A 23,103-nucleotide genomic window follows, 5' to 3' on the forward strand; every position below is an offset into this window, starting at 1 on the left:
CGAGCAGGTGCTGGGTCACCACGGCGACCCGGTCGAGCATGGCGATGAGCTCGCCTTCCTCGCCCTCCAGGCTCACCTCCATGGACTCCACGCCCTGCGCTGCGGCCGCCTCCGCCCGCGCCCGGAGGGGACCGGCGTAGCGGGCCAGCAGCCGCTCCATCTCCCCGCTGTCCCCATCCGGGCTCGTGGCCGGCACGTCGGCCTGCGCCCACAGGCCGGGCCAGGCCTTGGCGACCAGGTCGAGTGCGGCCTTGACCGCCGACGGTTCGGCGTGCCCGACGTTGATGGTGCGCCGCCCGTCCCGGCGAGCCGTCCAGGTCGTCAGCACGGTGGACCCCCCGGTGCGGTGCATCCAGGCATGGCCCGCATGGTCCTTGGCGGTCTGCATCAGGGGTGACAGCAGGCCCTGGGCCCAGTGCAGGTACTCATGGCCCGTCGGGGGTGCCGCGGTGAGCTCCACCGCGGCGATCGACAGGGCGAGATCTGCTCCGACGCGGTCACGGGGGTGCAGTCCCAAGACCGTGCGCACGAGTGGGACGACCTCGCTCTCGAGCTTGTGCACCAGCTCGACCACCACCTCCTCGTGCTGGCCGACCGGGACGAGCAGCATGAAGTCATCGGCACCGACATGGGCGACCGCCAGGCCCTCGACGCTGGCGCCCAGCCCACCAAGGGCATGGCCCAGCGCGCGGATGACCTCGTCGCCCGCCGTGAAGCCACCCACGTCGTTGATCCGCCGGAATGCGTCGACGTCCACGACGACCATCACGGTGGGTTCCCCGGCGTCGAGGCGGCGCGCCAGCTCCGCTTCGACCCACGCGCGTCCGAGCAGACCCGACAGCGGATGGACGTCCAGGTCCCCGGGGGGGCGGACGGTTGCCAGCGCCCGCACGACGTCACGCACCGTGGCGACGCCCACGACGTCTCCGCGTGGTCCGGTGACGACGACATCGTCCGCGATCTCCTGGGGATGGCGGGCACCGATCACGCCGGCGACCTCGATCACGTCCAGGGACGCCGTCACGGTGAGTGGCTGGCGGTCGGCCAGGTCCCACACCGTGCGCTCCCGCAGCTCCGCCCAGGCATTCGGTGTCGCCAACCGGCGCTCCATGGCCCGGCGGGTGAGCTGACCGACCAACCGGCGGCGGTCACCGGCCTCCTGCATGAGCACGAGCACGCCGAGGGACGGCTCGTCCTGGAATCGACGGTAGGCCTCGGCGACGGCGCAGGAGGGGTGCACGAAGGTCGCGGTCCGCACCAGGTCCCCGACCGCGACCTGGGCCGCGCCGAGGCGCATCCGCTGCGCCGCCATCGCGATCATGCGCCGGGCTGCGGCAGACGGGCTGACGAGCTCGCCGACCGCCGGTCGGGCGAGGAAGAACCCCTGTCCGGCTTCGACACCCAGACCGGCCAGGCTGATGAGCTCACCATCGGTCTCGATCCCCTCGGCGATCAGGCGTGAACCGATCTGGCGGGAGAACCGCACCATGGCCTCGACGAACGCATGGCGCGCCCCGTCGATGTCCACGGCGGTGACCAGCTCGCGATCGAGCTTGATGAACGAGGGCCGCAGGCGTGTGATCACCCGAAACGAGGCGTGTCCCGCGCCCGCGTCGTCGACCGCCAGGCCCACGCCGAGCCGGCGCATCTCCAGCGTGCGCTGCGCCAACGCCTCGAGGTCGCCGATGGCTTCCGATTCGGTGACCTCCACCACCAGGTCGTCGGGGCTCGAGCCGTGCCGTTCGACGAGGTCCACCAGGGCCCGGATGTCGAAGCGGGGATCCAGGAGGGTGCTGGGGCTGGCGTTGACGAACAGCTTGGTGCGCCGCGGCCGCGTCCGAGCCCCCTCGATGGCCGTGCGCAGCGCGGCCCACTCGCCAGCCATGCGCAGCCCGCCCGCCTCGAGCGCGGCGAAGTAGGACAGCGGCTCGGAGACGCTCGGGTGGCTGGGTCGGGCGAGCGCCTCGTAGGCGATCACCGAGCCGGATCCCAGCTGCACGATCGGCTGGTAGGCGATCTCGATGCCCCCGTCGAGCAGGCTGTTGGCGTCCACTGCCTCGCTTCCTCTGCTGCAGGCAGTCGTCGCTGACCAGCGGCGACTCCCCCCGACTCTACCCCGAGCGGGGGTGGAGCCCCGCTCGCCCAGGCGTGAGCCCAAGGGCAGCAGGCGCTCCAGGGTCTGGGGGGCGGTCCACAACCTCGCAGACCGTCCGGGTGCGGGCGGGACTCCGTGGCCCCACCTGCCCAGCGCCCCAGGAAGGCCAAACACCGCGAGAGCCCTTGCGTCCGGACGCCTGCAGGCCGCACGACGGCGGTTGCCGCCCCCAGGAGTCCGGCGGCGGCCCCGAGTCCGGCCTCGGCCGGTTGTGCACGACCCAGCAGCGAAGCCCTGCCGGACGCGCCCATGAGCAGTGCGCCGACGATCCACAGCGACAGGTTGGCGACGATCGCGGGGTTGCCGATCACCGCTTCGAGGTGGCGGGCATCGTGTCTGCGGCAAGGGCCGCCGGCAGGTCCGCGTCGGCGCCGGCCGAGAAGTACAGGGCAGCCCCGACACCATGACGACGGCTCCGGCGATGGCCCTACTGGCGGAGCACGTGTCGGAACGCGGCCTGCTCGAGTTCTCGATCCCCGCGATCGCCCGACTGGCCGGCGTCAGCCATCGCACGGTCTACAACTACTTCCCGAACCGGGAGGCGCTGCTGGACGAGTTCTCGGCATGGGCCATCGACGCGGTCACGGGTCTGCTCGCGGTGCTGGGCAGCAGCCGGACCTGGCACCGGCTGACGAGCGACCACGGGCTGGACGGGTCCCAGGCAGGGGTCGCCACCGGCTGGCTCATCGGGTTGGGCTCGCCGAGGCTGACGATCCCCGGGTCCACGGGCACAAGACCGCGACCCTGGCACGGCTGCACGCCGCCGGATGCCCCGTGCCGCACGGCGCGGCGCGGGCGGCGGCCCTGCTGGACACCTGGACGAAAGGACGGGCCGCCGGCGGAGGTACGCGCGTTGTGGACGCGAGCTCGCGCGAGCCGTCGCGGACCTCGCGCGGCCCGATCACGGTGAACGGAAGCCCGTGTCATACGTGCTAGCGTATTCGTATGACGATGTTGAGCTTCCGCATCGATGACGAAGTCGCTCAGGACGTGCAAGCGTGGGCGGATCGGCTCGGCCTGGAACGCTCCGAACTGCTGCGCGAGGCCGTCCGCCGATACCTGCACCGACTCGCCAGCGAAAGCGATGCGCGTGTCTGGGAGCGCCACCCCCTGGACCAAGGGGAGAGCTCACTCGCCGAGGTCGCTGAGTGGGGACCAGCGGAGGACTGGTCGGACTGGGCCGATGCAGCGGGGTGAAATCTGGTTCGCTGCCACGCCTGGCGGCGATCGTCCGGTACTCGTGCTGACCCGAGATCCGGTTGCCGACCGCGTCGGGGCCGTGGTGGTAGCCGCCCTGACACGGACCCGTCGCGGACTGATCTCCGAGTTGGACCTGTCTGCTCGCGAGGACGGTGTTCCCAGCGATTGCGTCGTCAACTTCGACAACCTGCATACGCTGCCCCGGGAGTCGGTTCGCCGGCGCGTCACGCAGCTGTCACCGGCTCGAATGGCCGAAGCATGCGCCGTGTTGTCTGCAGCAACCGGCTGCTGAGCGACGAGGCAGCAACGCGCTGCCGAAGCCTCACGGTGAGCTCGCGATCGCCCAATGCCCGGGCCGGGTCAGTTGCGGGGCGGTAGCGGAACACCACCGACTCCAGCGCGCCGACCACGGAGTGGACAGCGAGACTGATCATGCTCGCGACGACCATGACAAGCGCGATCGGTGCGGCCACACGCACGCCGAGCAGCACCGCCGGCAGCAGCGCTAGGTGGGACGAATGAGGCTCCGGTCATCGAGTGATGGCTCGGACATGTCCCCGGCGGACAGAGGGCTGAGCTCCACGCGGTTTCGGCCAGCCTCCTTCGCGACATACATGGCGGCGTCGGCGGCGTGGAGCAGCCGGGCGACATCACCCCCGTGCACCGCCGCCACACCGATGCTTGCGGTGACGGTGCCAGCGTCTCGGTCCACGGCACTCTCGATCGCAACTCGAAATCGCTCGGCTGCGTCGAGGGCGCCGACGCGATCCACATGCATCACGACCAGGAATTCCTCTCCGCCCCATCGGCCGGCCACGTCTTCGCCGCGCGCCGCGTTTGCGAGAGCAACGCCCACCTGACGTATCACCCGGTCGCCGACTTCGTGTCCGTAGATGTCGTTGACCGCCTTGAAACGGTCGATGTCGATGATCATCGCGGCGAGTGGCAGCCCATGACGGGTCGACAGCGCGGCGGCCCGGGCGAGGACGTCCTGCATCCCGCGCCGGTTGGGAAGACCGGTGAGCACATCGGTGCTGGCGACGTCGAGAGCGCGGAGTCGAGCACGGCCGAGACCTTCGAGGAGACCTGTGGCAAGCAGGCCAAAGAGGGCCAGCACCGCCCACAGAATCCATGGCCACCATCGACCCGCATGGAGGGGGGCCAGCAGCTCGGCGGTCGGGGCAGCGGCCACGATCTGCCATGGAGTGTCTGCCACCATCGCCGTCGCCAGCGTCATCGCTTCACCGTCGAAGTTCGCCTCGCGCAGACCATTCCCATTGATCGGCGTTGCGGCGAGATTCTCGGGGGCGCCAGCGCTGGCAACGAACGGCCGGCCGGAGTCGCGGTCAGGTACGCGAAGCCGCCGCGGACCGGGACGACTGAGTCGAGGTACACGCCGAGAGGCGTCGCGGTTGGTGAGAATGCGCCGCTGAACACCCGCCGGCCGACTGCGGTGTCGTACGGTACCGCGACGGCGGTGATCGCTACCTGGTTCGCCGCCGACGGGACCGACTGGGACACGCCGATGCTGCCCGCGACCGCGTCGCGAAGGTGCGCGTACTCGACCGTCATGTCGCGTCCAAGGAGCTCGGGCTTCGCGGGCCACACCTGCAGCAACCGTCCGTCTCGATCCAGCAGTACGGCTGCATCGAACCCGAAGGACTGGACCACCGCTTCGAACGATGCCTGATCCACCTGCGGACCGGCCAGCAACCGCGTTGCCTGATCCCGCTCGCGGCCCGCCAGGTCCTTGATGAAGCTGCTGACGAACGACGCGGTCAGACCGGCCCGGGCCTCGAAGCGGTCCTCGAGAGCTCGGCGCTCGTCACCTTCCGTCCGCTGGATGAGAAGTGCGAAGCAGGCGAGCAGCACCAGAACCGTCACCGCGACGACGGACACGCCAACCCAGTGCACCCGTGATCGAAGCGGTGTGGCCCTCATCGTTGCTGCGTCGGCGCTGGAGCGACCTGACGTTGTTCCTTCCAATCGCCGGGGGGTCTCACCTGGGAGATGGCATCGCGCGCCGAAAGCGGTCGCGCGAACAGGTAGCCCTGCGCCACGTCGCAGTCCAGCGCCGCCAAGACCTCCAGCTGTTCCTGCGTCTCCACACCCTCCGCCACCGTGCGTACTCCGAGCGCGTGCGCCCGAGAAATACCGGGTCGTTGAGCCAGAGCACGAACTGTGCGAGCACCAGGTACGCCACCGCGACCGCGGCAGAGATCGCAAGGCCGCCCCACGCGCCAGAACGGTACCGACTGGGCCGCACCCCCGGTGCCGGCGTACTCACGCTGTATCACCGCCAGCAGATGGCGGCGTCGGACCGACCGCGGGAATCCTCCCTGGCCGGCCCCTGGCGATGCCAACTGTCCGCACGACGGGAGATCCGACCTTGTTGTTCCGCACGGCCTGCTGACCGTGGTGAACAGCAGCGATGCTGGCGATGAGCGATCTGCGCGACACCATGGGTTCCTTCGACCTGGCAAGTGCCCACCCGAAGCGATTCGGCGCCCTCCCCTTCTCCATCGACGCATGCGCCGGAAAACTGTAGAGCGTCAGGCCGCTGACGCCTGGCCTCCCGATCCAGCGACTCCACCATCCACGCGGGAAGGTCTACATCGATGAGACCCACGAAGCCGAGCTGAAGCGCCGCGCCACCGAATCTGGCCTGACGGACGCCGAGATCGTTCGCCAGGCCGATCGCGCGCGGCACGAATGCGGCGACGACCACTGCTGCACCACTGATAGGCCGTGAGTGAGGCGCCCGGTGCAATACTTGGGGACCATGGAGGCCGAGCCTGCCCGGCCGTGCTGTGCGCACGTTGAGGAGAACGCCAGGCTACGCCGCGAGCTGGCCAGGACCCGCGGCGAGCTCGAGGGGCTGCGCCGCGCCCTGGCCGAAGCCACCGCCGGTGGGGCCGACGACAACGGCGTGGTTCCTGCGCCCCTGGAACCTCGCGCCCCCGACGCGGCGGGGGGAGGGCACCCCGCCGGTGAACGCGTCACCGGTGTCCACCAGCACTCGTCGCGGCATGCGAAGCTGGCGCTGTACCGCACGCTGTTCGCCGGCCGCGGCGACGTCTACGCCCGTCGCTTCGAGAACCGGGCCAAGGCCACCAGCGGCTGGTGGCCGGTCCACAAGGGCGGCCCGAGCGTCCCGCGCGAACAGCGGCAGTACCTGCCGCTGACCGACGAGGTGATCGCCGCCCACCTTGAGGGGCACGACACGATCGGCCTGTACCCGCTGCTGCCCGGCGACACGTGCCGCCTGCTCGCCTGCGACTTCGACAAGGCGACGTGGCGCCTGGACGTCCAGGCCTACTGCGAGGCCGCCGAGGCGGCCGGCCTACCCACCGCCGTGGAGCTGTCGCGTTCCGGCGACGGCGCGCACGTGTGGATGTTCTTCACCGCCCCGGTCGCGGCCGCCGACGCCAGGGCGATGGGTGCGGCCCTGCTGCGCGAGGCGATCGCGCTGCGCGGCGAGCTCGACCTGGACAGCTACGACCGCTTCTTCCCCTCCCAGGACCACCTGCCCGAGCGGGGGTTCGGCAACCTGATCGCCTTGCCGCTGCAGGGCCAGTGCCGCCGGCAGCGCCACACCACCGTGTTCGTCGACCCACCCACGTTCGAGCCCTGGCCCGACCAGTTCGCGTTCCTGGATCGCGTGCAACGCCTGTCACCCGTGGACGTGCGGCGCATCATCGAGGACCTCCGGCCGGTCGTCGTGGGACCCCAGGCCCGCCTGCACCGCTCGACGCTTCGTGCCGACCCCGACCCACCGGCAACCATCCGGGCGCAGCTCGCGGGGATGCTGGCGATCCGCCGGGCGGGCATCCCGCCTGGCCTGTACGCCTCGCTCAAGCATCTGGCGGTGCTGCACAACCCCGCGTTCCACAAGAACGAGCGGCTGCGGATGTCCAACCACGCCACCCCGCGGTTCATCCGCTGTTACGCCGAGGATCTCGAGCACCTGTACCTGCCGCGGGGAGTCACCGAAGCCGCGGCCGCGCTCGTGGCGGAGGCCGGCAGCCGACTGGAGATCCACGACGTGCGCAGTGAGCCGCCTCCGCTGGAGGTCACGTTCACCGGGGCACTGCGGGAGCTGCAGGCCGAGGCCGTGGAGGAGCTCGCCCGCCACGAGCTCGGGGTGCTCGAGGCGCCGCCCGGCGCAGGCAAGACGGTCATGGGCTGTGCGTTGATCGCCCGTCATGCCACGCCCACGTTGGTGCTCGTGGACCGCAGGGAGCTACTCGACCAGTGGCGAGCTCAGCTGCGCACCCACCTGGAGATCGACGCGGGGCAGATCGGCGCCGGCAAACGCACCCAGACCCGGGCGGTGGACATCGCCACGTTCCAGACCGTCGTGCGCAAACAGCACCCCGACGAGCTCGACGGCTACGGCCTGGTCATCATCGACGAGTGCCACCGTGTGGCCGCCCCCACCATCGAGCGCACGGTGCGGGAGGTGCGGGCGCGGCGGTGGCTCGGGCTGACCGCCACCCCGCAGCGACCCGACGGCCTCAAGGAGGTCATGGTCATGCAGTGCGGGCCGATCAGGCACCGCATCGACCAGGTCGACGACGACCTCGTCCGGCTGCTGCACGTCCACGACACGCAGCTGGCGGTGGACATGCCGACCGACGGGCTCACCCGCGGTGAGGTGCTCGCGCTGCTCTACGAGTCGATCGTGGACAACCAGGCCCGCACCGGCCAGGTCTGCGACGACGTCGCACGCGCGCTGCGCGACGGGCGCAACTGTCTGGTGCTCAGCGGCCGCACCGCGCACGTCGAGACGCTCGCCGCCGGGCTGCGCGACCGCGGCTTTGACCCGCTGGTCCTCCACGGCCGTCTCAAGGTCACCCAGCGGCGAGCCGTGCACGCACGTCTGGCCGAGCAACGCCAGGTGCTGCTGGTCGCGACCGACCGCTACATCGGCGAGGGCTTCGACTGCCCGCGGCTGGACACGCTGTTCCTGGCCTTCCCCGTGTCGGCCTCCCAGCGCATCGAACAGTACGCGGGCCGTGTCGTCCGCGCCCACCCCGGCAAGGACACCGCCGAGGTCCACGACTACCGCGACGCCGACGTCCCGATGCTCAAGGCGATGCACAACCGGCGCAAGGCCGGCTACCGCAAACTGCGGTTCGCCACCGACCCGACAGCGGCCAGCGCCCCCCGGCTCCCGCTGCCCGCGGCGAGCCACCCGCCGGTCACCCACCCCAAAGCGCCGGCCGAGCGCGCCGCCCCAGCAGCGACCACGGCGGCGGTCCGTGCGTGGGCGCGTACGGCCGGCTTCGCCGTCGGCGAGCGCGGCCGGCTGCCGGGCGAGGTCTGGCAGGCGTACCGCGCCGACCACACCTGACGAGGAGTCACCGAAGTGCCACAACCCCGACGGCATCGGATGCGCCGGCCGGCCCGGCTCGACTCCGCCCGCTCGTGGCTGGAGTCGGGCGCCGAGGTGACCGTGCGCGCCTACGCCCACCGCTACGGCGTCGACCGCTACACCGCCTACGACGAGCTGGGGATCCTCGGGGTCGCGCTGTCGGCGAAGGACCAGCGATGGTCGGTCCGTCCGCCGCCGGTCCCTAAGCGCTCCCGCTGCGAGGAGCCCGAGCCCGAGGGCACCGAGGACGGGCTCCCCGACGACTGGATGGAGTGGGGCGGCGAGCTCATGTTCGTCCGCAGGCTGTCCGCTCTCGCCGCCGAGCAGCGCGTCGGCATCGGCTGGCAGGACCGCGACGTGCCGTTCTGACCGGCGCACAGCTCCCCTGCACGGCCCAGTCAGTCGATCCAAGGTCCCGGCCGCGTCGAGGTAGGCCGAGAGGCTAGCGCACCGTGGTGATGATGTGCTCGTCGGCCACGCAGGCAAGGAAGGGCGGGTGGTGTTCACGGAGAACGTCCCCGACTTTGTCCCGCTGGCGATCGGCGTGCCGTCCGCTGGTGGCACGTTCCCTGGGCTGCTCCTGACCTCCAACGCCGCGTGGCCGCGCGGGAACCCCAGGACGCCGGGGCGTGTCGTCCGCGCTCTGGATGCGTTCCTGTCCGCGCACACGTCCGACACCGCACTCCAGGGGCGCATCGAGTGGCTCTCCCAGGGGTGACGCGCGTAGGGGCCTCGTGCTGCCCGGCATCCATGCTGCTCGCTCCTCTCGGCGGTCAGGTCTCGGTGAAGCCCGGATGCGCCACATCGATGCCGTGAGACCTTGCTACTGCGACGAGACGCTCGTCGTAGGCGACCAGGACGTCGAGCTCGTCACCGAGGTCCAATGCGGCGGCCAGATGGATCGCATCCAGTGACCGCATCGTGGCTGGCTCGAGCCGACCGGCCGCGCTGAACAGCGCGGTCGGGACTTCCAGGATGGTCAGGCCGTCAAGAACTTCGCGGGCGCGAACGAGCAGATCTGTGTCGATGCGGCGCACCGCCCGCAACAGCTCGGTGCGGGTCAGGTCGCAGGTGACCGACGGCGCGTCGCCGCGCTCCGCGATCCAGGCGCGCAGCCCGGTGGTCTCGTGTTCGACCATGACGAGCTTGGCCAACGCTGAGGTATCGAAGTAGTCGGCCACTGGTCGGTTAGCGCTCGTCGTCGCGCATCGCTGCCAGTGTCTGCGACAACAACGGGCGGCCCTCACGGTCCGGCGGCGCCGGCAGGTCCACCAGTCGCTCTTTGGCCGGACGGGCACGCCCTGCGGCGATGAGCGCGTCGAGTCGGCCGACCGGGATAGGCGCCAGCAATGCCACGGGCCGACCTCTGTCGGTGATCGTGACGATCTCACCGGCCGCGGCCCGAGCCACCACCTGGGAGGCGTTCTGCTTCAGCGCGCGGATACCTTCTTCAGCCATGTTCTACAATGTAGCACGATCCATGCTGCGAGACGAGCCGGGCGATGGCGCTCATGGGGGCTTGCATCCGCTCCCCCCCGTCGGCCGAGCGTCAAGACCTTGCAGTCGATGTCTGGAAGATGATCCAGGTGCTGCTGTCCCAAACGGCCGACACCGACGCTGCGAGCAGCGACCCCGACCGCGGTGCGGGTCATGCAGGCCGAGGGGATCGCCCTGCCGATGCTCGCCGAGGCCGCGCCGCATCTGGGCCACATCTGGGCCCCACGTGGGCTCTTGCCAAAGTTTGCCAAGTCATCGTAGGCTGAGCACATGCCGACCATGAACATCTCCCTGCCCGAGGCCCTTCGTGCGTTCGTGGAGGACCAGATCGCCCAGCGTCGCTACGGCACGACCAGCGAGTACATCCGCGATCTGATCCGCCGCGACCAAGACCGCCAGAACCTGCGCGACCTGCTGCTCGCCGGCGCCGCCTCCGAACCGGGACCGGTTGCCGGACCCGAGTACTTCGACGACCTCCGCGCCGAGGTGGACACCACGCCTGGTGGGTGACCCGCACCCCGTCATCCCCCGCAGGCTCGCCACCCAGGACCTGCGCGACGCGGCAGCCCACTACGCCAGCGAGGCCGACCCCGCAACGGCACGACGGTTCATCGACGCGGCCGAACAGGCCTTCACCCTCATCGCCCGACACCCGGCGATCGGCTCCCCCCGCTACGCCGTCGAGCTCGACCTACCGGGATTGCGAGCGCGCCCCGTCGAGCAGTTCCCCTACCTGCTCTTCTACCTCGAGCACGAGGACCACATCGACGTCCTGCGCATCCTCCACGCCCGCCGCGACATCCCGGCCAGCCTGCAGGATCCACCAGAGGACACCTGAACACCTCCGGCTCAGGGACCGGCCACCTCAGCCCTGTCCTGATGCCCCGCCGAGCGCCGCGTCGAGCACCGCCCGACCCCTGCTCCCCGCGTTCGGCGACCGAGACCTGCGGGATCATCCGGTCGTGGGGGGCGCTGCACAGCAGGTGCACGTGGGCCCTCTCGCCGTCCACGGTCACGACCACGGGTGGGGCGTCGGAGGCGTCGTCGACGGCCACGAGCGGGACCACGAGCCGCCACCCGGACGGCTCCACCATGGCTGCCTGGACTTCGACCCACCGTTGCCCGTCGGGGCGTCGCCAGACATCGCCGGCGCGCCTGGCTCGGGTCCTGGGCCACGCTGGGGCCACATGCCGGCTGACCGATCAGACCGGTGCTGCACCACAACGAGCAGCTCGCTCGCGTCAGGCGGCGCTCGACCCGTGCTCGAGCCGCTCGGCGATCCAGACCTTGATGATCGACTGGCGGGTGACGCCCAACCGCCTGGCCTCCTGATCAAGCGACTCCACCATCCACGCGGGAAAGTCCACGTTGACTCGGCGTTGCTCGGTCCCGGGCCGACGCGCCTGATCCGGGTCGAGAGCGCTCGTGACGTCCTCGCCGCGGTCGAACCGCTGGTCGAACTCCCTAGCCTTCATAGATGGCCACCTCCTCGTCACGTGCGCGGCGGACCGAGATGATCCTCGTACGCTCCTGCCGGCGGGTCACCACGGCGGACCAGTGCCGACCGTCGATGCGCCCGACCACGAGCCATCGGGGCTCGTCACTCGTGCGTGCAGGGATCTCCACACGCATCGGGTCCTGCCACAGTCGTTGCGCCTGGACGACGTCGATGCCGTGCTTCGCTGCGTTCGCAGCGCTCTTGTCGGCGTCGAACTCGAACTCCACCCGATTGTCTCCATTTCGGTATAGAAACTATACCGTCGATCACGCAGCGTCCACGTGATCCATCCCGAACTGCGAGCGGCCTCATGCGGCTCTCAGGGACCGGCCGACTCCACCCTGTTCCGACCCCCTCCGAGCGCCGCGTCGAGCACCGCCCGACCCCGCTCGGCGTCGGAGTGGTAGGCCTCGCAGCTGGCGCATCGCTACCGGGCCGAGGGTGGCGAGTCGCGGCCGTCACGTCGGGGGTCTCAGCCGTTGTGATCGCCGTGGCATCGCTCACCGACTTGCAGGCCGCCTCGGCGTTACACCCTGCCTGGGCAGCCGCTGCGCTCCTGTGGGGATCGCTCGTTCTCGGGCTTACCCGGCGTGCCGGGCGTCTGGAGCGCGAACTGGAACATGCGTGAGCCGGCGGACAGCGGCCAAGTACCGGTACCGGCGGCTACCGGAAGGTTTCCGAGCAGCCTGCGACCCTGACCTCTGGGGGGATATCATACGGTTCGTGTGGGCTCCAGCACCGGGCCGTAGCGTGCGTCATCAACCGCAGGCCTTTCGTTCCTTTCGTTTGTGCGGGTAGACTGGCATCGTGACCGTCGCAGAGGAGATTGACGCTGGCTTCCTCACCGCTGCCCGCGAAGCCGTGGCCCGCGGGGAGGCGCTGCGCCTTGCGCTGCCGAACGGTGCCGTCGAGACGTTGCATGGTGACGCCGCACAGGCTGTCCTGGCGTTCCTCGCAGGCGTCGAACCCGACACGGAAGCGGACCTCCCCGAGGTGCTGACCACAGGTCAGGCTGCAGACGTGCTGGGGGTCTCGCGCCCGACGGTCGTGAAGCTTGTGGATGACGGCGTCATTCCGGCCCAGCGGGTGGGCTCGCACCGGCGCCTCCGACGGGAGGAGGTCTTCGCCTACCGAACCCGAACTGCTCGCGCTCGGGGAGCTGCCCTGGACGAGGTCACGCACCTCTCCGAGGAGCTCGGACTGTACGAGTAGCGAGTTCGATACGCATCAGGCTCATGCGCGTCCTTCTGGACGCGAACGTGTTGGTGGATGCCCAACTCCGCGACCTCCCGCTGCGGGCCGCCGAGGGCGGTCTTGTCGATGTGCGTTGGAGCGACCGGATCCTGGAGGAAACGCATAGAACCCTCACCAAACAGCTCGGGTTGCCGCTGGAGAACGTTGTCAGGCTCCTCGACGCACCGGACCGCTGTGGTAGTTCAGCCTTGCTGCCCATGGCCGTAACGGGGCCGCCGCGCGGTCGGTAGCCACTGCGGTGAACCCCTCGGCGCTGGCGGGCAGCTCCTCAGCGCACGGAAAGCCCGGTGGTCAGATGCCACGCCCTCGGTGACCGGCAACGGTTCGGGGCTCTCCGGTACGCCGCCGGCTGAGGCCTCCGGCTCCAGCCCGCCGAGGGTGGACTGCATTCAAGGCCCAGCGGACCTGCGAGAGCGGCGGCTCCCCGATGGTTGCGGTTGTTGCTGAATCACCGGGGCTAACCGCGGATACCTCAACGTTGAGGCGGCCCCGCGGCTCTCGCGATATGCCCTCGGGGGGCCGGTCCACGGCACCGGTCAGCGCGGGGTGCATGCCCATCATCCCGGTGGCATCCGCGCCGTGGCACATCGCGCAGTTCGCCTGGAAGATCTCTTGGCCGCGGGCGACACCCATCGGGCGCCCGGTCGCCGCCCTGGGCCACCGCGGCAGCCGGGAGGACGAGCAAGACCAGCAGGACGACGAGCCAGCGCATGGGGATACCTCCGGTCGGTTCAGACCGGTGCGGTGGCGAACCTACCAACTCCCTCGCATAGGCCTCGGCGGCCTGGACCAAGCGGCACACCGAGGTTGACCTTCCATCGGCTGGAAGGTCTACCGTGGCGCGAACCGCGCTCACCGTTCGCCGACGAGACCACGAAGGAGACGAGCATGACCGCCCAGGATCAGCAGACGCGCGACGGCGCGGCACCGTCGGGCGGGGAGGCGACCTACCGGATGAAGATTGGTGGGATGTCGTGCTCGTTCTGCACGAACACGATCCGCAAGGCGTACTCGCGGATGGACGGGGTGCATGAGGTCGGGGTGTCGCTGGCCCACGAGGAAGGGCTGATCCGCTACGACCCCGCCAAGCTCGGCGAGGACGAGCTGCGGCGCACCCTGGAGGACGTCGGCTACACCTACCGTGACCCCGACAAGGTCCGTTCCTTCGAAGAGGAAGAGGCGGAGCTACGCACCTCGCGCAACCGCCTGCTGGTCGCCGGGGGCTTCACCGCGATCACCGCGGTGCTCATGTTCCTCGGGATGGAGCCGTTCTGGACGGTGCTCGAGCACCCCTTCCTCCTGTGGGTCATGTTCGCGCTGGCGCTGGAGACGATGTTCGTCACCGCCTGGTTCGTGAAGAAGATGGCGTGGGCGTCGCTGCGCCGCGGGATCCTCAACCAGCACGTGCTGCTGGAGTTCGGCGCCTTCGCCGGCCTGGCCGGCGGGCTGCTCGGGCTGTTCGTCAGCCCGGCGTTCCCCGCGGGGCACTTCTTCGCGGTCGCGGTGTTCGTCACCGCCTACCACCTGCTGTCCGACTACGTCTCCCAGGTTGTGCGCACCCGCTCGTCGCAGGCGGTGCGCCAGCTCATGGATCTCCAACCCGACACCGCCCGGGTGGTCCGCGACGGGCGGGGAGAGGGGCGCGGCAGCGCCCCGGAGGGCGGGGAGCTGGTAGAGGTCGAGGTCGCCGTCGACGAGATCGTGGCCGGCGACCGGGTGCGGATCCGCCCCGGCGAGTCGGTGCCCATGGACGGCGAGGTGGTCGAGGGCGCCTCGGCGGTCGACGAGTCGCTGGTCACCGGTGAGCCGATCCCTGCGGAGAAGACCATCGGTGACGAGGTCATCGGCGGGTCGGTGAACCAGACGGGCACGCTGCTCGTGGAGGTCACACGGGTGAGGGAGGAGTCGTTCCTGTCCCAGGTGGCGCGCTCGATCGAGGAGGCGCGCGCGCTCAAGCCTGGCGTGCTGCAGCTGGTCGACACCGTCCTGAAGTGGTTCGTGCCCGGCGTGCTGACGGTCGCCGCGGGCGCCTTCGTGGCGTGGACGCTCGGACCGTTGCTGTTCGGCCAACCGCCCAACGTCTTCCGGGCGACGTTCGCCGCGTTGGCCGTGCTCGTCCTCGGCTATCCGTGCGCGCTGGGCATGGCGACCCCGCTGGCGATGATCCGCGGCGGCGGGCAGGCCGCCCGCCAGGGCATCCTCATGCGCTCCGGTGAGGCGTTCCAGATCATGGGCGAGATCCGCTCGATCGTGCTGGACAAGACCGGGACGCTGACCCACGGCAAACCGGCGGTCCGCGACGTGGTCGCCGTCGGCTCCCGCGACGACGACGAGGTGCTGCAGGCGGCCGCCTCGGCCGAGTCCGCAAGCGAGCACCCGCTGGCCCGGGCCATCGAAGACGCCGCCGAGGCACGCGGCCTGCACGTGGCCAAGGCCGACGACTTCGACTCCCACACCGGCAAGGGCGTGGGGGCCACCGTGGAGGGCCGCCGTGTCCTCGTGGGCAAACCAGCCTTCCTGTCCGACCACGACGTGGACCTGGCCGACGCCGCCGCGGCGCGCGAGCGCCTCGAGGAGCGCGGGATCACCGTCGTCGGTGTCGCCCGCGACGGGCTGCTGCTCGGCTGGGTCGGCATCGGCGATGAGGTCAAGCCCGACGCGGCCGAAACGATCCGGCGCATGAAGGCCGCGGGGATCACCCCGGTGATGATCACCGGCGACAACCGCCGCACCGCCCAGGCCGTGGCCGCACAGGTCGGCATCGACCGGGTGCTCGCCGAGGTGCTGCCCGAGGACAAGGCCGCCGAGATCCGCCGCCTTCAGCAGGAGGGCCAGCGGGTGGCCATGGTCGGTGACGGCATCAACGACGCCCCCGCGCTCACACAGGCCGACGTGGGCATCGCCATCGGCGCGGGCACCGACATCGCCATCGAGGCCGCCGACATCGTCATCATGAGCGAGCGGCTGACCGCAGTGGTCGACGCTCGCGACATCGGTGTGCGCTCGTACGCCAAGACCAAGCAGAACCTCGCCGCGGCGTTCGCGTTCAACGGTATCGGCGTGCCGGCCGCCGCCACCGGGTTCGTGCACCCGATCTGGGCGATGGTGGCCATGGTCGCCTCCGTCAGCGTCGTGCTCGCCAACTCGTTCGCCGGCCGGCTGTTGCGACGTGCTCGCGACGAACGCCACCCGGATCCGGGTGCTCTGATCGAGGAGCAGCACCGTGGCGAGCACGCCCACGGGCAACCACCCCTCGCCCACCGGAGGGAGGGCGACGTCACCGCGCTGGCGCTGCGCGTGCCGATGCACTGTGGCAGTTGCTCGGCACGCATCCACGATCGCCTCGGCGCGCTCGACGGGGTTCGCCGCGTCGACGCCGATCACGAGACCGGCACCGTCACCGTCGAGCACACCCCCGACATCTTCGAGGGGCAGATCCGCGCGACGCTGCACGACATGGGCTTCGACGTCGAGGGCGACGCCGAGGAAACCGAGGAGAAGGAAGGCTCCCGATGAGTGACACACCGACCCCTGACACACCGGCGGATGACGCGCGCCGCGCCGGGCCACGCTCGACAGCCGTCGACGCACGCCCGGTGGGCTTTTGGGCCGCGATCGGGGTGACGATCGCTGTGGTGGTCCTCGGCTTCGGCGCCTGGTGGGTCTGGGGCGTGGACCGCGCCATGCCGATGGCCGGCGACATGGGCGGCGACATGGGCAACATGCCCCACACCGATGTGCGCCTGCCGCCGGTCGAGGGCCTCTACGAGGGCGAGGAGATCTTCTTCGTCCACCCCGAGGCCTCCGACGCGGAGGTCGCGGGGGTGCTGACCGAGATGATGGGCGGCTCCCCGGTCCTGGTCGTTCCCGAGCTCGCGGCCGTGCCCGACGAGGCTCGTGACGACGTGTTCGTGTTCACCAACGGGATCGAGGGAATGGGACCGTTCGGCTTCCAGGCCGACGTCTTCCCGTCCACTCCAGAGGATGCCGGCTATTCCCCGTTGCGCACGGTCGTGCTCGTCACCTGGCGCGACGAGGACCAGGCGCGCGAGCTGCGCTCCGCCGACGAGGTGACCGCCGCGGCCGACGCCGGCGAGATCGACCTGGAGGAGACAGACGCGGTGGTCAACATGCCGTTGCTGACCTGGCCCGAAGGGCAGCGCTGATGGTCGGGTTCATCGGCCGCGACGACGTCCGGCGGCTTGTCGACGACCAGGACGCGGTCGTGGCCGAGGGGCTGCCGCGCGCCGAGTATGACTGGGCGCACCTGGCGGGCGCCATCCACCTGCCGCTGAAAGAGGGTGGGATGTCAAGGACGTCAAGGCCACGCTCGACCGCGCCCGGCCGGTCGTCGTCTACTGCAACGACAACCCCCCCACGAGGGCTTCGCTGTGCTGGCCGGGTCGGCGCTGACCACCCAGGTGCCCACCTGCAGCGTCCGCGACCGTCTCGGCGACGTCCGCGGCGCACTGGACGCCAGCCCCTTGGGGATCCTCGTGGCGCTAGACGCCGACGCGGTGCTCGTCACGAGCTCCGACGGGCGCCTGCTCGGACTGCTTGAGCGTGCGCGAGGTGAGCAAGCGACGAAGGAGTCGACCTGATGCGCATCGGTGAGCTCGCCGCCCGCGTGGGCGTCAACCCGAAGACCGTCCGCTACTACGAGTCCATCGGGCTGTTGCCGGCTCCTGCCCGCACCGACGCCGGCTACCGGGTCTACGGCGAGGACGACATCGACCGGCTGGCGTTCATCCGCCGCGCGCAGCGCCTGGAGCTGGCCCTCGGCGAGGTACGCGAGATCCTCGCCCTGCGGGAGCGCGGCGAACGGCCCTGCGGCTACGTCCTCGACATCGCACAGACCCGCCTGGAGGAGCTGGACCGGCGGATCGCCGACATGCAAGACACCCGCCGCGAGCTCCACGCGCTGCTGCAGACCGCCGGCGACCCGCCCGACGACGATGGCTGCTACTGCCAGCTCATCGAACACCAACCAGACGCGTCCCGCCGCTGACGCGGCCGACGCCGGTGGCCGCCACGCACGACAACGCCCGGGGCCGTGTCAGGGAAACCGCGGAGGTCGGCGAAGTCCACGCAGCTCCAAGCCGGGGTGTGGGTGTGAGCCAGGTGTGAGCCAGGAGGCGGGCTCGTGAGCGTTTCCGCTGGTCAGAGGCCCGTACGGCCAGAAACGGCTACTTGTAGCGGTAGGTGATGCGGCCCCGGGTGAGGTCGTAGGGCGAGAGCTCCAGGGTCACCCGGTCGCCCGGCAGGATCCTGATGTAGTGCTTGCGCATCTTGCCGGAGATGTGGCCGAGGACGCTGTGGCCGTTGTCGAGCTTCACCCGGAACATGGTGTTGGGCAGCGCCTCCTCGACGATGCCCTCGAGCTCCAGTGCAGCTTCCTTGGTCGAGCCGGCGCGCGCCTCGCGCTTGGCTCGGGTCTCGGCATCGGCCTGCCGACGGGACGGTGGCCTTCTCGTGCGTCGACGGGCCATGGTGAGTGCGCTTCCTTTGGGATTGACGGCGGGGTAAGCAGGTGCACGCAGGGCTGGCCATACAGGGCGCCCCTCGCGTGTCTTCACCCTAGAGGATACCGAGCAGGTGCGGCCGCATCAGCGGGCCCCGCGCCGGCGCCGCTTGCCCCCTCGGTCCGGCCCCCTGTACGGTGACGCCGCCGCAGTGCACGGGAAACCGGTGAGATTCCGGTGTGGTCCTCGCCACTGTGACCGGTGAGCGCGACGTCAATCCGCCACTGGGCCCCTCGGGGCCCGGGAAGGCGACGTCGGGCGATGACCCGGGAGCCAGGAGACCGGCTGCGGCGTGCAGTTGCGTATTCCTCGAGGCAAGGAAAGAAGGCTCATCGTGCTCACTCCCCCGTCCCTCCGCGTGCTCGCGCTCCTCCTCGTCGCTGCCCTTGGCGTGGTTGCCTGCGCCGACCGGCCGGTGGCCGACAGCCCCGACGCACCCTCCGATGAAGCCGCCGCCAGGGGCGCGCCGACGAGCAACGTCACCAGCGGCTGCGTGGACGACCCCCAGGCGGAGGCCGACTACTTCCCGGACAAGGTCGAGTTCGACGAGGCCACGGGCGTGGACGTCGCCTACTCGGCGAGCTACAAGACCATCGAGGTGACGCCTCCCGGTGACGGCGACCCGATCCGCTACGTCCTGCACCAGTGCGGCGCCCCGGAGCCAGTCCTGGACGATGCCCTGGCCGACGCCCAGGTCATCCAGGTGCCGGTCGACGACATCGTCAGCCTGACCACCACCAACCTGCCCCACCTCGACGAGCTCGATGCGGTCGACCGGCTGGTCGGTGTCGGCACCGCGGGCTTCGTCACCACCGAGTCGGTCCGGGAGCGCATCGCGGCGGGCGAAGTCGACGAGTTCGCCGACGCCGAGGGACAGCCCGACCTGGAACGCCTGGTGGCCGCCGCCCCCGGGCTGCTCGTGGTCGACGGCTTCGGCGACACGGTGGCCGACGACGTCGCCCGCTACACCGACGCCGGCATCGCGACGGTCATCAACGCCGACTTCAACGAGCAGACGCTGCTCGGGCGCGCCGAGTGGCTGAAGTTCACGGCGCTGTTCTTGAACGCCGAGGCGGAGGCGACCGCCGTCTACGACGACATCGCCGAGCGCTACGCCGACGTCACCGACCGCGTCCAGACCGCCGACGAGCAGCCCACCGTGTTCGTCAACACCCCCTTCGAGGGCACCTGGTTCACCCCCGGTGGGGCCAGCTTCCTCGCCGACGCCATCGCCGACGCGGGTGGCGAGTACGTCTTCGCCGACGACGACCAGACGGGCGGGCTGCAGGTCGACTTCGAGACGATGCTCGACGCGGCGGCGGATGCCGACGTGTGGATCCAGGCCGGCTCGGTCACGGGGTCCCTCGACGATCTGCTCGCCCAGGACGAGCGCTTCGCCCAGTTCCAGGCGTTCGACGATGGCGCCGTGTGGGCGTATGACCTGCAGGTGACCGAGGGCGGTGGCAACGCCGTGTTCGAGACCGCGTACACGCGCGCCGACCTGTTCCTGGCCGACCTCGCCAAGATCTTCCATCCCGAGGCCTTCGAGGACCACGACTTCGCCTTCTTCGGCCCCGTCCCCGCCGGCGGCTGAGCACGTGGCCCGCACGGCCGCGCGGCTGGACGCGCCGGCAGGGCCGCCCCCGCCGGCGCCCGCCCCGCCGCGCGGCGTCCTCGGACTGACCCGCCCGCTGGTGGTCCTGGTGCTGCTCGCCGTCCTGGTCGGGCTGTTCCTGCTGACGATCGCCGCGGGGTCGGTGACGATCCCCCTCGACGACGTCGTGCGGGTGCTGCTGGGCGGAGAAGCGCCGCAGCCGGCGTGGGCGACGATCATCGTCGACATCCGGCTGCCGCGCGCCATCACCGCCCTGGTGGCCGGGGCGGCCCTGGGCGTGGGCGGCCTGCTCATGCAGACGCTGTTCCGCAACCCGCTGGCCGACCCGTTCATCCTGGGCATCAGCGCCGGGGCGAGCCTCGGCGTCGCGCTGGTGGTGCTGGTGGTCGGCACCGCCGGCACCACGCTGGTGGGCGGGCTGGGGGTGCTCGGCAACCTCGGGGTGGCCGGTGCGGCGGCGACGGGAGCGGCCGTGGTCACCGTGGCGGTGCTCCTGGTGTCCCGGCGGATGACCAGCCCGGCCACCGTGCTGATCGTGGGCCTGATGTTCGGCTACGCGACGGCTGCGGTCGTCAGCGTGCTGATCCACAGCGGCTTCGGCCGCTTCGAGCGGGTGCGCGCCTACATCGCTTGGGGCTTCGGCAGCTTCGGGGGCACCACCTGGAGCCAGCTGCAGATCCTCGTGCCCTGCGTGCTCGTCGGCCTGGTGGCCACGGTGCTGCTCACCAAGCAGCTGAACGCGCTGCTGCTCGGCGACCGCTACGCGGCCAGCATGGGCCTGCACGTGGGCCGCACGCGGGTGGTGGTCGTGCTCGCCGCCTCGGTGCTCGCCGGTGTCGTGACCGCGTTCTGCGGCCCGATCGCCTTCGTGGGGGTGGCCGTGCCCCACATGGCGCGTGGGCTGCTGCGCAGCTCCGACCACCGTCTGCTCGTCCCCGCCGTGGTGGTCGTGGGCGGGATCGTCGCGTTGGCCGCGGGACTGGTGGCGCAGCTGCCGGGGCTCGACGCCACGTTGCCCCTGAACGCCGTCACGTCGCTCATCGGCGCCCCCGTCGTCGTGGCGCTGCTGCTGCGCCTGCGCCATGCCTCTCAGGCGATCGTCACGTGAGCGGCGTGATCGAGACCGCCGCGCTGAGCGTGGGCTACCGGGGCCGGCGCGGCGCACCCACCGTGGTGCTGGCCGAGCTCGACCTGTCCCTGCAGGCCGGAACGCTGACCTGCCTGCTCGGTCCCAACGGCAGCGGCAAGTCCACGCTGCTGCGCACCCTGGCGGGCATGCAGGCGCCGCTGGCCGGCAGCGCGACCCTGCTCGGCACGGACATCCGCCGGATGCCCGCCACGCAGCGCGCGCAGCGACTGGCCGTGGTGCTCACCGACCGGGTCGACGCCGGCATCCTGCGCGTGACCGATCTGGTCGCGCTCGGGCGCTATCCCCACACCGGCTGGTCGGGGCGCCTGACGCCCGCCGACCACGCCTGCGTGGCCTGGGCCCTTGCCGTCACCGGCGTGACAGCCCTGGCCGAGCGCAACGTCGCCGAGCTGTCCGACGGCGAACGCCAGCGCGTGCTCGTCGCCCGGGCCCTGGCCCAGGAGCCGGCGGTGCTGGCCCTGGACGAACCGGTCGCCTACATCGACGTGCCCCGCCGCGTCGAGCTGACCGCGCTGCTGCGCGGCCTGGCCCGCGAGCGCGGCCTGGCCGTGCTGCTCACCACCCACGACCTCGACCTCGCGATCCGCACGGCCGACACCGTGTGGCTGCTCGAGCCCACGGAGCCGACCACGGTGCACGTCGGTGCGCCCGAGGACCTCGTCCTGAACGGCACGATCGCGCGGGCGTTCCACAGCGACGACGTGAGCTTCGACCTCCTCCGCGGCGCGTTCCTTCCCCACCCCGCGACCCGTGCCCGGTGCCGCGTCGAGGGCAGCGGGGTCCCCCGGGTGTGGACGGTGCGCGCCCTGGAACGCGAGGGCATCGCCGTCGCCGCCGACGACTCCCCCGCCGACTTCATGGTGGAGGTGCTGGCGGGCGACGCCGGGTGGCGCCTGCACGACCCCGGCGGCGTGCACCAGCTCGACTCGGTCGGCGCGCTCGTCGCCCGCCTCCGCGGCCTGCTGCCCGTGCAGACGGGCGACCCTGTCGTGCGGTAACCTCCCGCCATGCGGCTAGGGATCTCGGGCAAGGGTGGCGTGGGCAAGACCACGATCTCCGCGGTGCTGGCACGCACCCTGGCGCGTCGTGGCCACACGGTCATCGCGATCGACTGCGACTCGGACCCCAACCTCGCGATCAACTGCGGCATCACCGAGGAGCAGTTCGCGAATCTGAAGCCCTTCCTGAACCGTGGGATCGCCTCCATCCCGGTCGGCAAGGATCCCGTCGAGCTGCTCCACGACTACGGCTTGACCGGCCCCGACGGCGTGACCCACCTCCTCGGCGCGCGCATCGAGCGCGCCGGCGCCGGGTGAACGGGCGCCTCCCACGTCACGGTCCGTGACTTCATCGAAGACGCCACCCAGGCGCTGCCCGACGCGGTCATCATCGCTGACATGGAGGCCGGCCTGGAGCACCTGTCGTGGGCCGGCGGGACCCTGCGCCACGCCGACCTCCTGCTGGTGATCGCCGAGCCCCAGGCCAAGTCGCTGATCACCGCCCAGCGCACGCTGGCCCTGGCGGACCAGCTCGGCATCCCCGACGTCCGCCTGGTCGGCAACCGCATCCGCGACGACCGCGACGAGCAGCGGGTGCGTGCCTTCGCAGACGAGAAGGGCGCCACGGTCGCCGCCCTGCTGCCCTACGACGAGACCGTCGTGGACGCCGACCGCGCCGGGCGCTGCATCCTCGACACCGACCCCGCCGCCCCGAGCGTGCAGGCCATCCAGGAACTGGCGCTGACGCTGGCGGACCGCCCCGCCGTCGACGCCCGGTAGCCCCCCCAAGGGTCGCGGCGACGCCTGGGCCGCCCCCTGTGTTGGGGGGGGGGGGGG

General features: G+C 71.0%; 27 protein-coding genes and 1 riboswitch. Of the genes, 18 read left to right on the top strand and 9 right to left on the bottom strand.

Going from position 1 to position 23,103, the window contains the following annotated elements; translation table 11 throughout:
* On the bottom strand, window positions 1-2,053 hold a 2,053-nt coding region (locus WD250_10250; GenBank protein MEX2620589.1), incomplete at its 3' end, for a GGDEF domain-containing protein.
* A 523-nt stretch (window positions 2,054-2,576) separates the two neighbouring features.
* On the opposite strand from WD250_10250, the gene WD250_10255 reads away from it, so the two are divergent.
* Window positions 2,577-3,065, top strand: coding sequence for a helix-turn-helix domain-containing protein (locus WD250_10255; protein MEX2620590.1), 489 nt, complete (start codon window positions 2,577-2,579; stop codon window positions 3,063-3,065).
* 35 nt (window positions 3,066-3,100) lie between these two features.
* Entirely contained in the window at window positions 3,101-3,352 is a 252-nt protein-coding gene (locus WD250_10260; protein ID MEX2620591.1) for a ribbon-helix-helix protein, CopG family, read from the top strand.
* Window positions 3,353-3,579: 227 nt separating this feature from the next.
* Here the strand turns inward: WD250_10260 and WD250_10265 are convergent, their stop codons facing one another.
* From WD250_10265 to WD250_10275, 3 genes are read right to left on the bottom strand one after another with little or no spacing between them, the layout of a single operon-like run.
* On the bottom strand, window positions 3,580-3,846 hold the full coding sequence (locus WD250_10265; protein ID MEX2620592.1) for a hypothetical protein: 267 nt from the start codon (window positions 3,844-3,846) through the stop codon (window positions 3,580-3,582).
* Window positions 3,847-3,860: 14 nt separating this feature from the next.
* Complete coding sequence (locus WD250_10270) at window positions 3,861-4,592, bottom strand: GGDEF domain-containing protein (GenBank protein MEX2620593.1); 732 nt, start codon at window positions 4,590-4,592, stop codon at window positions 3,861-3,863.
* Window positions 4,589-5,254: a hypothetical protein gene (locus tag WD250_10275; GenBank protein ID MEX2620594.1), complete on the bottom strand. Its 666-nt coding sequence runs from the start codon at window positions 5,252-5,254 to the stop codon at window positions 4,589-4,591. Before WD250_10275 ends, WD250_10270 begins: the two co-directional genes overlap by 4 nt.
* 883 nt (window positions 5,255-6,137) lie before the next feature.
* On the opposite strand from WD250_10275, the gene WD250_10280 reads away from it, so the two are divergent.
* From WD250_10280 to WD250_10290, 3 genes are all read left to right on the top strand, one after another.
* Window positions 6,138-8,711 (top strand): histone-like nucleoid-structuring protein Lsr2, encoded by a 2,574-nt coding sequence (locus tag WD250_10280; GenBank protein MEX2620595.1) that lies wholly within the window; start codon window positions 6,138-6,140, stop codon window positions 8,709-8,711.
* A gap of 15 nt (window positions 8,712-8,726) precedes the next feature.
* The gene (locus WD250_10285; GenBank protein ID MEX2620596.1) at window positions 8,727-9,101 is read left to right on the top strand and encodes a hypothetical protein; all 375 of its coding nucleotides are present in this window, start codon (window positions 8,727-8,729) and stop codon (window positions 9,099-9,101) included.
* Window positions 9,102-9,228: 127 nt separating this feature from the next.
* The gene (locus WD250_10290) at window positions 9,229-9,450 is read left to right on the top strand and encodes a hypothetical protein (GenBank protein MEX2620597.1); all 222 of its coding nucleotides are present in this window, start codon (window positions 9,229-9,231) and stop codon (window positions 9,448-9,450) included.
* Between the two features lie 55 nt (window positions 9,451-9,505).
* On the opposite strand, the gene WD250_10295 is transcribed toward WD250_10290, so the two are convergent.
* Complete coding sequence (locus WD250_10295) at window positions 9,506-10,030, bottom strand: type II toxin-antitoxin system VapC family toxin (GenBank protein ID MEX2620598.1); 525 nt, start codon at window positions 10,028-10,030, stop codon at window positions 9,506-9,508.
* Entirely contained in the window at window positions 9,921-10,190 is a 270-nt protein-coding gene (locus WD250_10300) for a type II toxin-antitoxin system prevent-host-death family antitoxin (protein MEX2620599.1), read from the bottom strand. Before WD250_10300 ends, WD250_10295 begins: the two co-directional genes overlap by 110 nt.
* A 309-nt stretch (window positions 10,191-10,499) precedes the next feature.
* On the opposite strand from WD250_10300, the gene WD250_10305 reads away from it, so the two are divergent.
* On the top strand, window positions 10,500-10,739 hold the full coding sequence (locus WD250_10305; GenBank protein MEX2620600.1) for a type II toxin-antitoxin system ParD family antitoxin: 240 nt from the start codon (window positions 10,500-10,502) through the stop codon (window positions 10,737-10,739).
* Window positions 10,732-11,067 (top strand): type II toxin-antitoxin system RelE/ParE family toxin, encoded by a 336-nt coding sequence (locus tag WD250_10310; protein ID MEX2620601.1) that lies wholly within the window; start codon window positions 10,732-10,734, stop codon window positions 11,065-11,067. The genes WD250_10305 and WD250_10310 overlap by 8 nt, the downstream gene beginning before the upstream one ends.
* 403 nt (window positions 11,068-11,470) lie before the next feature.
* On the opposite strand, the gene WD250_10315 is transcribed toward WD250_10310, so the two are convergent.
* Together WD250_10315 and WD250_10320 are read right to left on the bottom strand one after the other, a co-directional pair.
* Window positions 11,471-11,704 (bottom strand): hypothetical protein, encoded by a 234-nt coding sequence (locus tag WD250_10315; GenBank protein MEX2620602.1) that lies wholly within the window; start codon window positions 11,702-11,704, stop codon window positions 11,471-11,473.
* Window positions 11,694-11,954: a BrnT family toxin gene (locus WD250_10320; GenBank protein MEX2620603.1), complete on the bottom strand. Its 261-nt coding sequence runs from the start codon at window positions 11,952-11,954 to the stop codon at window positions 11,694-11,696. Before WD250_10320 ends, WD250_10315 begins: the two co-directional genes overlap by 11 nt.
* Before the next feature lie 580 nt (window positions 11,955-12,534).
* Here WD250_10320 and WD250_10325 point away from each other — a divergent pair.
* The 6 genes from WD250_10325 to WD250_10350 all read left to right on the top strand — a co-directional run bounded on the left by WD250_10325 (window position 12,535) and on the right by WD250_10350 (window position 17,989).
* Window positions 12,535-12,939, top strand: coding sequence for a helix-turn-helix domain-containing protein (locus tag WD250_10325; protein ID MEX2620604.1), 405 nt, complete (start codon window positions 12,535-12,537; stop codon window positions 12,937-12,939).
* Between the two features lie 23 nt (window positions 12,940-12,962).
* The gene (locus tag WD250_10330) at window positions 12,963-13,211 is read left to right on the top strand and encodes a PIN domain-containing protein (GenBank protein MEX2620605.1); all 249 of its coding nucleotides are present in this window, start codon (window positions 12,963-12,965) and stop codon (window positions 13,209-13,211) included.
* A gap of 658 nt (window positions 13,212-13,869) precedes the next feature.
* A complete protein-coding gene (locus WD250_10335) occupies window positions 13,870-16,497 on the top strand; it encodes a heavy metal translocating P-type ATPase (GenBank protein MEX2620606.1) in 2,628 nt (875 codons plus the stop codon).
* Window positions 16,494-17,147 (top strand): hypothetical protein, encoded by a 654-nt coding sequence (locus WD250_10340; protein ID MEX2620607.1) that lies wholly within the window; start codon window positions 16,494-16,496, stop codon window positions 17,145-17,147. Before WD250_10335 ends, WD250_10340 begins: the two co-directional genes overlap by 4 nt.
* A gap of 225 nt (window positions 17,148-17,372) precedes the next feature.
* Complete coding sequence (locus WD250_10345) at window positions 17,373-17,582, top strand: hypothetical protein (GenBank protein ID MEX2620608.1); 210 nt, start codon at window positions 17,373-17,375, stop codon at window positions 17,580-17,582.
* Window positions 17,582-17,989, top strand: a complete 408-nt coding sequence (locus WD250_10350) for a heavy metal-responsive transcriptional regulator (GenBank protein ID MEX2620609.1) — start codon at window positions 17,582-17,584, stop codon at window positions 17,987-17,989. The genes WD250_10345 and WD250_10350 overlap by 1 nt, the downstream gene beginning before the upstream one ends.
* Window positions 17,990-18,167: 178 nt before the next feature.
* Here the strand turns inward: WD250_10350 and infA are convergent, their stop codons facing one another.
* Entirely contained in the window at window positions 18,168-18,368 is a 201-nt protein-coding gene (gene infA, locus WD250_10355) for a translation initiation factor IF-1 (protein MEX2620610.1), read from the bottom strand.
* Between the two features lie 267 nt (window positions 18,369-18,635).
* Window positions 18,636-18,808, top strand: a riboswitch (cobalamin riboswitch).
* A 29-nt stretch (window positions 18,809-18,837) separates the two neighbouring features.
* Here infA and WD250_10360 point away from each other — a divergent pair.
* The 5 genes from WD250_10360 (at window position 18,838) to WD250_10380 (ending at window position 23,046) form a co-directional block, all read left to right on the top strand.
* Window positions 18,838-20,097 (top strand): ABC transporter substrate-binding protein, encoded by a 1,260-nt coding sequence (locus tag WD250_10360; GenBank protein MEX2620611.1) that lies wholly within the window; start codon window positions 18,838-18,840, stop codon window positions 20,095-20,097.
* A gap of 4 nt (window positions 20,098-20,101) precedes the next feature.
* The gene (locus tag WD250_10365; protein ID MEX2620612.1) at window positions 20,102-21,226 is read left to right on the top strand and encodes an iron ABC transporter permease; all 1,125 of its coding nucleotides are present in this window, start codon (window positions 20,102-20,104) and stop codon (window positions 21,224-21,226) included.
* Entirely contained in the window at window positions 21,223-22,266 is a 1,044-nt protein-coding gene (locus tag WD250_10370) for an ABC transporter ATP-binding protein (GenBank protein MEX2620613.1), read from the top strand. Before WD250_10365 ends, WD250_10370 begins: the two co-directional genes overlap by 4 nt.
* A 9-nt stretch (window positions 22,267-22,275) precedes the next feature.
* On the top strand, window positions 22,276-22,584 hold the full coding sequence (locus WD250_10375; GenBank protein ID MEX2620614.1) for an AAA family ATPase: 309 nt from the start codon (window positions 22,276-22,278) through the stop codon (window positions 22,582-22,584).
* Between the two features lie 81 nt (window positions 22,585-22,665).
* Window positions 22,666-23,046, top strand: a complete 381-nt coding sequence (locus WD250_10380) for a hypothetical protein (protein ID MEX2620615.1) — start codon at window positions 22,666-22,668, stop codon at window positions 23,044-23,046.
* The last annotated feature ends 57 nt before the right edge of the window (window positions 23,047-23,103 follow it).

This window comes from Egibacteraceae bacterium, from assembly GCA_040905805.1.
In the GTDB taxonomy this organism is placed as follows: domain Bacteria; phylum Actinomycetota; class Nitriliruptoria; order Euzebyales; family Egibacteraceae; genus DATLGH01.